This is a genomic window from Bifidobacterium sp. POST2/T3 (B1) (assembly GCF_058197115.1).
Window position 1 is genome coordinate 1 of sequence record NZ_JBVPQK010000444.1, and the last position, 2,106, is coordinate 2,106.

Consider the following 2,106-nt stretch of genomic DNA (forward strand, 5'->3'; position numbering starts at 1 on the left):
ATTGGGACAATCAAAGGTATGTCCAAGAACGCGAAGAAGTCCCGGGGGTTCGGGGATCTGTCCGGCCTGGGCCGTTCCATTCTTTCCTCACTGGAGGGACTGGTCGGCTCCTCTCGGCCGACTGCTGGGAGTCGCGGGGATCGTCCCCTGGATTCTTCGGTGGCCGACATGGTTGATCTGATCAACCGGACGGGGCACCATCCAGATGATCGGCAGATGCGCGAATTTCTGGCCTCCCACAGCCGTGTTTTGGGCATCGCCGTCAAACGCCGGCTTTTTCCCCGCCTGCAAGGCGTGCCCGAGGGGTTGACGCTGGGCTGGGTCCAATGGCCTGATGCACCAGGCCGCGGCTTTGCGCTAGGTATCTTCACCGATCGTCGTCACTTCGCCCAGATTGCTTTGGCTGACGACCACGGCCGGGTCTTCATCGGCGAGCAGAGCCGGATGGACCTACAGAACATGGAGCCTGCCTTCTTGCTGGGCCGGGAGGAGGATGTGACCCTGGCCGACGGTCGTCGGCTGGGCCGCGATCCGGCTCAGGACTCGGGGCCGGTCCACGCCCTGCAAGGTGCTGTAGCAGGCCGTGACGATGCCGGCCACATGCGGTGGCTGGCCTCCTGGCTGCGATCCGATGGCCGCTATTCACTTGAGCAGCTGCGTCCGCTCCTGCCTCCTGAGATGCGCCTGGACCTGGAGTACCGGGATGCCGTGGCCATCGCTTTCTTCGCCGCCTACCTGCTGCCGCGCATCCAGGGAACCTTCACCGGGTTCGGCTCGGGCAACATCTTCTACCGGCTCAACCGGGAGGCACCCATGGGAGCCATCCGACGCAGCGTGGGTGATATGGTCCAGGCTCGCTCCCACGGACAGCGGGTCTCCGGTCTGGAGGATCTGTTCGCCGACCTGATGCGCGAGGCTGGGGCCCTATCGCCCGTCTCGGGTCTTGAGGCCGTTCATGGGGCCGAGCCCCTGCATCTGTATGCTTCCTCCTATTCTGGTGCCTACTTCCTTAGCTGGGACAATGGGCTGGAGTTCACTGCCGCCCTTGCGGCCCTGCGCATCGAGGGCAATCTCAACAGGTTCGCCGCCGTCAGCGCCTGGTTGGAGCGCAATGCGCGCCTGGGAACGCTGCCCACCGAGGACTCGATCAACCGCGTCCAGGCAACCCGGCTGGACCAGGCGCTTTTGGATGATCCTGCCATTGTCGCCTTGCTGCGCCCGGGGGACTATCCGATTCGCTTCGACCCCCTGGAGGACGACGGGCAGACCGCCATCAATGCCATGGTTGACAAGGCTGCGGCCACCGCTGTCATGGTACGTCAACAAGCTCCCCAGGCTTTGCCCGTTCGAGCGGACGGCCAGGGTCAGGAGCCGGTGCGATCCGAATGGGTCTACCGGCAGACGCTGTCCATGCTGATGCGATCCCTCCGGCTGCCCTTCCGCTTCGATGTGGAGTTCAGGTCCAACCTCGCCCAAGGACAGGTGGCTCTGGCCTTCACAGCGGCAGGACGCACCATGATGCCCTCCAGCCGTTATGAGGACCAGTCGCGGGCCTGGCGGGATCTGGACGACGGCGAGCGGTCCGCCATGAGCGCTGACTACAACCTGCGCGTCGGGCTGATGATGGCTGCCCTGGCCTTTGGGGTGGATCCGTCCGTGCGCGAGGTCAGTCTGCAGATCGACTCCATCGGTCTGGAAGAGGCTGTCGACCAGCAGAACTCGGCTATCAGGACCATGATGGGACAGGCCCTTGAGGCCTTTGAGCGCATGCGTTCAGGCGAGGTGGCCCCCACCGGGTCCAAGGCTGATCCCAAGGATGGCGACGTGCACGGTGATCCCACCAAGCCCATTGCCTCCCGGATGGCCCCGGAGCAGCAAGAGGGGAACGAGGAGGACAAGGCCGAAGATCAGGGTGAAAAGGAATCCGTGGACCGTGAGTTCAAGGATCTCATGCAGGGCGTGGACCTTGACTCTGCTGCCTTTACGCCGCCGTCGTCAGCCAATGATTCCGACGCGGATGAGTCGACTGCTGATGATGCATCGAAGGAGGATGTCTCGAATGATGATGCCTCTGCAGACAAGACTGACGACGACGCATCGCAGAAT

At 63.6% G+C, this 2,106-nt stretch carries 1 pseudogene; it reads left to right on the forward strand.

What is annotated here, in order from left to right:
* Positions 1–18: 18 nt before the first annotated feature.
* Positions 19–2,106, forward strand: a pseudogene (locus AC0AP0_RS12605) (tetratricopeptide repeat protein); the annotation flags it as partial.